General features: G+C 48.9%; 8 protein-coding genes. All 8 read right to left on the bottom strand.

The features are described 5' to 3' along the window. On the bottom strand, nt 1-826 hold an 826-nt coding region (locus OXN25_11175; GenBank protein ID MDE0425422.1), incomplete at its 3' end, for a thioredoxin domain-containing protein. 47 nt (nt 827-873) lie between these two features. Then, the gene (locus OXN25_11170) at nt 874-1,098 is read right to left on the bottom strand and encodes a type II toxin-antitoxin system HicB family antitoxin (protein MDE0425421.1); all 225 of its coding nucleotides are present in this window, start codon (nt 1,096-1,098) and stop codon (nt 874-876) included. A 105-nt stretch (nt 1,099-1,203) separates the two neighbouring features. Continuing rightward, on the bottom strand, nt 1,204-2,313 hold the full coding sequence (locus OXN25_11165) for a metal ABC transporter permease (GenBank protein MDE0425420.1): 1,110 nt from the start codon (nt 2,311-2,313) through the stop codon (nt 1,204-1,206). 6 nt (nt 2,314-2,319) lie between these two features. Then, entirely contained in the window at nt 2,320-3,258 is a 939-nt protein-coding gene (locus tag OXN25_11160) for a metal ABC transporter permease (GenBank protein ID MDE0425419.1), read from the bottom strand. A 1-nt stretch (nt 3,259) separates the two neighbouring features. After that, the gene (locus OXN25_11155; GenBank protein ID MDE0425418.1) at nt 3,260-4,006 is read right to left on the bottom strand and encodes a metal ABC transporter ATP-binding protein; all 747 of its coding nucleotides are present in this window, start codon (nt 4,004-4,006) and stop codon (nt 3,260-3,262) included. Between the two features lies 1 nt (nt 4,007). Continuing rightward, a complete protein-coding gene (locus OXN25_11150; protein MDE0425417.1) occupies nt 4,008-4,973 on the bottom strand; it encodes a zinc ABC transporter substrate-binding protein in 966 nt (321 codons plus the stop codon). A 4-nt stretch (nt 4,974-4,977) separates the two neighbouring features. Further along, entirely contained in the window at nt 4,978-6,117 is a 1,140-nt protein-coding gene (locus OXN25_11145; GenBank protein ID MDE0425416.1) for a VIT1/CCC1 transporter family protein, read from the bottom strand. A gap of 45 nt (nt 6,118-6,162) precedes the next feature. Next, a complete protein-coding gene (locus tag OXN25_11140; protein MDE0425415.1) occupies nt 6,163-6,834 on the bottom strand; it encodes a metal-dependent transcriptional regulator in 672 nt (223 codons plus the stop codon). Nucleotides 6,835-6,896: the final 62 nt, after the last annotated feature.

The raw sequence follows: 6,896 nt of genomic DNA, 5'->3' as shown, positions 1-6,896 counted from the left end.
TTTGATACGAACCATCTCCTGTAGGAGGGGTTTGTAACCCCGACCCTCTTTGATATTCACTTAATAAGAGTTCAAGATTCGCAGGATTCGGGAATTTCGGCGCAGTGCCAAAGCCACCGTAGGTGCGACTGTAGTTGGTTTGGAGATAATTCAGTGCCCCGGTGATGAGAGATCGACTCAGCGGTTTGGCAGTCAGTGAAGTGAAGACCCTACTCGTCGCCATCGCAATCGTTTCTGAAATCTGGTTGGCGGATGCGATGACCTCGTCTTCTCGCGTAACCCATGCTTCATGAACCGCGTCAAGGATAGTTGGGAATCCCGGTCTACCCGGCATATCTGTTGGCGGGAAATAGGTGCCTGCATAAAACGGTTTCAAATCAGGGGTGAGGAAAACAGAGTTGGGCCATCCGCCGCGTTGCGTTAGGAGCTGAGTGGCTGTCATATAGATTTCATCGAGATCTGGACGTTCTTCCCGATCAATTTTGATATTGATGAAGTCTTTATTCATCATCTCAGCGATTTCGGGGTTCGAGAAAACCTCCCGCTCCATGACGTGGCACCAGTAGCACGTGGAATAGCCGACAGAGAGAAAAATAAGTTTGTTCTCGCTCTTCGCGCGTTCCAATGCCTCATCATCCCACGGGTACCAATCTACAGGATTATGGGCATGGAGAAGCAGATACGGACTGGTTTCATGGACGAGTCGATTTGTCCACTTCCATGAACCGTCTGGGTTCTTGAGTGCCCCTTCATCGGCACTTGCCATCAATACTATATTGAGAAGGAGAATGCTTCTTAAAAACCATTTCCAGTTGATCTGTTTCATGGCTTTTCCGTTTATGCTTACTGGAAAGACAATTTTCCAGTTTTGTGTCAGCCTGCTACTGCCTCTTTTGCATTAACCGGTTTCTGCGGGGAGCGGTTGAATTCTTGACACGTTAAAAGATAATCATCAACGGATTCTTCAAAGGCAACCCGAATCTCTTCAAGCGTATCACCGTGAAAAGAGACTATATCACGGATACCGACAAGGTCTCCGATGAAACAACCATCTTCTTCACTATAGACAATTTGACCAATATATTCTTTATATGTCATTGTGACCATAATTACCAACCCGACACCACCACATATATAGGATACCACAAAAAATGATGCTTGTCAGATATATTTTTCAACAGCATACAGAATGTTGGTCTACTTCTATTGCACAAGGGCTTGTTGTGCCATAGAACGTCCTTGCTCGGTCAAAACCAGCTGCGCCTCCTCTTGCGAGACACATCGGTTATTCAGTGCGTATCTCACAACTTGATTTGCGAATGCCCGATCCCAACTGAGATGTTCATGAAGGTTCGCTATCGCCGACTCCTCCTCCGCTTCAGGAAGTCCTTCGTGATTCAAAAGATGGATAACCAACATCGTCTGCGCAAACTCCCACCTTTGGCGCGCATGCCGACGCGCAATAGCAATAAGGCCACGGTTCGGAACAAATAGAAAAACCAATCCAAACACGAGAAGCGTCACCGTCGCAATTGATCCTGCTATTGAGACATCAAAGAGATGTGCCAACCAATAGCCACCCACAGCGTTCACACTTCCAATGACGGCACTCAGGACCAGCATACGCGAGAGTCTATCTGTCATAAGGTAAGCAGTGGCAGGTGGTCCAGCAATAAGCGCAACCACCAATATCGAACCAACAGCGTCAAACGCGCCTACAGTCGTTACAGATACCAGCGTCATCAACCCGTAATGAATCAAGGTAGGGGCAAATCCTAACGTAGCCGCTAAACTCGCGTCAAAGGTTGCCAACTTCAATTCTTTATAGAACAACAGAATAAAGACGAGGTTCAGCACAAGAATCCCACCCATCACATAAAGGGAAACGGGACCCAAATTGTATCCGAAAACTTCTAACCGGTTCAGCGGTGCATAAGCGAGTTCACCGAGAAGGACAGCATCCATATCAAGATGAACGTTTCCTGCGAATCGGGAGATTAGGATAACGCCGATGCTGAAAAGCGCGGGAAACGTCAATCCGATTGCCGCATCCTCTTTCACGAGTTTTGTCCGTTGTAGCAGTTCAACGAAGAGGACGGTCAGTACACCCGTCCCCGCAGCAGCAAGGATTAGGAGCGGTGATGATAGGCTCTCTGTGAAAAAAAAGGCGAGTACGATACCCGGAAGAATGGCATGGCTAATGGCATCGCTCATTAGCGTCATCCGCCGCAGGACCAAGTATACACCCGGCAAGGCACATGCCACTGCCGTGACAATCGCAATGAGTTGGATTTCAAGTTGTGCCTGTAACATTCTGTCTCAATCGTTTCCTTGCTGCGGTTGTTTAAACAATCCATCCGTTTCCATTTTCAGACTGCGCCTATTCCGTTGCTGACGCATCCAATCCCACAAAAGCCCACGATTTGCGGCAAAAACGATTGAAAATCCAACGACAACTGTCGCACATAAGACAATCGTTGGACCCGTCGGAATGCGTGCGGCACTACTGCTAATAATCGTTCCGCTCACGCCGGCGAGTGCGCCAAAGCCGCCAGCGAGAAGCATCATGACACTGAGTCTATTCGTCCACTGCCGTGCCGCAACAGCTGGTGCGACCAACATCGCACTCATCAACACGGCACCAACAGCCTGCAAACCGAGAACAATCGCTATAACAAGAAGACTCGTTAAAAGAACATCCAACGCACGGGTTGAGAACCCAAGCGACGCAGCGAAACCTTCATCGAAAACCAGCAATTTTAACTCTTTCCAAAAAACAAGCGTGACGATAATTGCGATACCACCCAGTATGCCTATTGTCAAAACATCGCGCTCCAAAATTGTGGCAGCTTGTCCGAAGAGGAATGTATCCAAACCCGCCTGATTCGCATTGCCGGTACGCTGAATCAGTGTATGTAGCACCAGACCGAACCCGAAAAAGGTAGAAAGCACGATACCGAGTGCGCTATCGTATTTGATACGCGTCAGTCTGACAACACTCATAATCAGCAACGTGCCTAACCATCCCGCAATCGCTGCACCGAGTACCAGAATCAGGGGTGCTTTGCTCCCTGTAAGTAAAAACGCAATAGCAATACCAGGGAGCGCCGCATGTGAGATAGCATCACCCAGAAGACTCTGACGGCGCAAAACGGCATAAGTGCCGAGCGCGCCACTGACTGTCCCAAGCAGTGCAGCACCGACAGCAACAATCATGAGCGTATAATCAAGATGGGTGAGGAGACTCAAATTTTCCATTTTAAGGGTTGTTCGCCATGAATGCCACGCGACCGCCATAAGTTTCACGTAAATTCTCAGGTGTGAACGTCTCAGTAACAGGACCGCTGGCAATCCGACGAATATTCAATAGCATCACCCAGTCGAAATAGTCCGCTACTGTCTGGAGATCGTGATGCACCACAACGACAGTTTTACCGTTTGCTCGAAGTTCTTGAAGTAGGGTTACAATTGCGCGTTCCGTGGTCGCGTCAACACCTTGAAAAGGTTCATCCATCAAATACACTGTGGCATCTTGAACGAGCGCACGCGCGAGAAAGACGCGTTGTTGTTGACCACCGGAGAGTTGGCTGATTTGCCGAGTTGTATACCCCTCCATGCCGACCTTTTCCAATGCGTACATAGCCTGTTCACGCTCCTGTCTTCCGGGCCGGCGTATCCATCCAAGCGCACCGTAGCGTCCCATCATCACGACATCCAAGACGTTCGTTGGAAAATCCCAGTCAACCGTACCCCGCTGTGGCACGTAGCCAACAATCCGCCGCTGCGTTTCATAAGGCTTGTCGTAAATCAGAACGTTGCCCGCTGCAGGACGCACCAAGCCCAAGATTGCCTTAATCAACGTCGTTTTCCCAGCACCGTTGGGGCCAACGATCGATAAAAGCACACCCGGTGGGACATCAAGATCAATATCCCATAAGACCGGTTTATCCTGATAAGCAACCGTTAGATCGGTTACCTCAATGGCTTTGGTTTCAAGTGCTTGCAATTTAGTATCCCGTTGTAGAAGATGAGCTTGCCTTCGATTCCCCTATCAGTGCTTTCACAATTGTATCAATATTGTGGCGAACCATCCCGATATAGGTGCCTTCGGGGGTGCCTTCATTTCCCATAGCGTCGGAGAAAAGTTCTCCACCAATTTCCACATTAAACCCTTTTGATTTCACCGCGGCTTTTACGGCTTCAAGACTGCGTGGAGAGACAGACGATTCGACAAAAATTGCCGGGATGCGTCGCGCTGCGATAAAAGTCGCCAACTCCTGCACATCAGCGATACCCGCCTCTGTTGCGGTACTAATTCCTTGTAGTCCGCGAACCTCAAATCCGTACGCTTTCCCGAAATAGTTAAAAGCGTCGTGTGCCGTGACAAGCACACGTTGCTCCGCTGGCACACGTTCCGCTTGTGCCTTTACATACTCGTGCAGCTCGGCAAGTTTCGCGAAATAACGTTGTGCATTACTCCAATACCCTAAAGTGTTGTCCGGATCAAACTCACTCAGGGCATCGCGAACCTTTCCAACCGCTTTCATCCAAAGCGTCACGTCGAACCACAAATGCGGATCGTATTGTCCCTCAAATTCCGGTGGTGTTAGCAGCAGGCTCCGGTCAACCGCTTCTGTTACAGCAACGGTCTTGGTATTCCCCGACATTTTCGCAAGGATATCCGCCATTTTTGACTCAAGATGCAAGCCGTTATAGAAAATGAGACTTGCCGAACTAAGTTTCTGGACATCACCCGCGCTCGCCTTGTAGAGGTGCGGATCCACGCCAGGTCCCATCAGCCCTATCACCTCAACGTGATCGCCACCAACGTTCTCAACGATATCTGTAATCATCCCTATTGTTGTGACGACGCGGTATTTTCCAGCAACCGAGGCACCGGGTTGTTCCTTTGAATCACAACCGGTGCCTATAAGTAGAACAATCAGGCACAATAAAATGTATAGTCTCTGCATAGCTTTAATTCCCAAAGAAAAAGTGTTCTAACAATTCGCCGACGAGGTATCCAACGCCAGCGACACCGAGTCCCACAACAAACATATCAAACCCACTCCGAATCAAGCCGCGTCCCGTGAAAAGGCTTCTCGCTGCACCGACAGCAAAGTGGGAAAACATCGCAAGCGCGAACGATATCCAAATAGCGAGCAACCCTTCTGTAAACAGGAACGGTGCAACAGGAATAAAAGCACCAATAGCAGTTGCAGATCCCGTAATCCATCCTTCTTTGAAGGGCGTTGTGTGTATTTCACCAATCTTAAGTTCAGCTTGGATCTTCTCCTCTAATGCCCGTTCCGGATCACTCATCACTTCCTGCGCAAGGAGCCGTGCTTGATCTTTTGGGATGCCGCGAGCCTCGTAGATAAGGGCGAGTTCGTCTTCTTCAATATCGGGCATCAGACGGATCTCTTCTCTTTCAACCTCAATCTCGTGTTCATAGACTTCTTGCTCACTCTTGGCGGCGAGGTACCCTGAAGCCCCCATAGACAGAGCGTCCGCTACGGTTCCAACAATGCCTGTTACAAGAATCGTGGAGAGATCCGATGTCGCAGCGATAACGCCAGCGACCAATCCGAAGTTCGCCGTTAAACCGTCGTTAAACCCGTAAACAATATTGCCCAACATACCGCCGGATTCGGTTTTATGCCACGGTTCGTCGCTTGTCCCCGTAAGTTCCTGCAAACTTTCTGTATGAAGCGCAGATTCTCTGGCTAAGTCAAGGGCGGTCTCCTTCGCGTCTGCCAAAGTGCTGTTCCTATGAAGCGTTAGATAGTCTTTGACCTCACTCGCCTCCTCACCGAGCATCCGCGAAAGTGGGAACTCGCTCCCAAAGCGGTGGGCATACCACGCCATCAAACGCGCTTTCATCGTTGGATGGTGTCGCTTGAACTTTATATTATACACCGTGAACATCTCTTCCCAACGTTCGACATGCCGATTCTCCACTTCAGCGAGTCCACTTAATATTTCTTTTCGCTTGGCATCAGGTTCGAGACCGGCGAAAACACCATAAAGGAAACTGGCATCAACTTCATCTTGCAAATGGTGTTTCCATACCTTGATTGTTTGTGCATCGGGTTTTGTTTTTTTCTGATCTTCCATTTTTACGCTCCTCTTAGCAGTTCCACGCGCGCCTTCACAGCGCGCCTACACATTATCTACATCTTGTACATTATCAACAAAAATATGCTTGGCAACTTCACGTCCAATAACCACTTGCTCGCCTCTAACGTCGATAGTAAAGGGGCCCTCAAATGGAGCGACCTCTTTCACATGAAACGCTGTCCCGGGGTAAAGATTAAGACTGCCCAAGTGCCGGAGCATCGCAGGATCGGTATCACTCACTTCAGCAACAACACAAGATTGTCCGTTTTGTAGATCTGTCATCGGAATATGTTCCGTTTGTACCACAACACCGTTTTTATCAGGTATCGGCGCGCCATGCGGATCAGCAGTCGGATAACCGAGAAACTCGTCCATCCGTGCCTCCATGTCTTCCGATATAACGTGTTCCAATTTCTCGGCTTCTTCGTGAACACCGTCCCACGGAAAACCGAGTGCTTTGAACAAATAAAGCTCCAGCAAGCGATGGTGCCTTATGATTTCAAGAGCAATCGATCTTCCAGTATCCGTCAGCGTAACACCTTGATAACGCTCGTGGATGACAAGGTTCATTGTCTTTAACTTTTTGATCATCCCAGTGACAGAGGCTGGTTTGACATTGAGATATGCCGCTAAAATACCAGTCGAAACCTTGCCACCCTTCTCTTGCAACTTATAGATTGACTTGAGGTAGTCCTCAGCCGCATGTGTAAGCATCAATCTTTCCAATCCGCAGGAAAACACGTAATACGTGGAATCCCTATCTTGCGGTATACGGT

This window comes from Candidatus Poribacteria bacterium (genome assembly GCA_028820845.1).
Taxonomy (GTDB): domain Bacteria; phylum Poribacteria; class WGA-4E; order WGA-4E; family WGA-3G; genus WGA-3G.
The sequence above is the reverse complement of the archived record's forward strand: the minus strand, read 5'-3'. Positions and strand labels throughout refer to the sequence as shown.

What these genes read in the sequence shown, in the direction of transcription:
- OXN25_11145 (MDE0425416.1), bottom strand. Translation starts at nt 6,117, where the DNA reads ATGGAAGATCAGAAAAAAACAAAACCCGATGCACAAACAATCAAGGTA.
- OXN25_11140 (MDE0425415.1), bottom strand. Translation starts at nt 6,834, where the DNA reads ATGCTTACACATGCGGCTGAGGACTACCTCAAGTCAATCTATAAGTTG.
- OXN25_11165 (MDE0425420.1), bottom strand. Translation starts at nt 2,313, where the DNA reads ATGTTACAGGCACAACTTGAAATCCAACTCATTGCGATTGTCACGGCA.
- OXN25_11160 (MDE0425419.1), bottom strand. Translation starts at nt 3,258, where the DNA reads ATGGAAAATTTGAGTCTCCTCACCCATCTTGATTATACGCTCATGATT.
- OXN25_11170 (MDE0425421.1), bottom strand. Translation starts at nt 1,098, where the DNA reads ATGACATATAAAGAATATATTGGTCAAATTGTCTATAGTGAAGAAGAT.
- OXN25_11150 (MDE0425417.1), bottom strand. Translation starts at nt 4,973, where the DNA reads ATGCAGAGACTATACATTTTATTGTGCCTGATTGTTCTACTTATAGGC.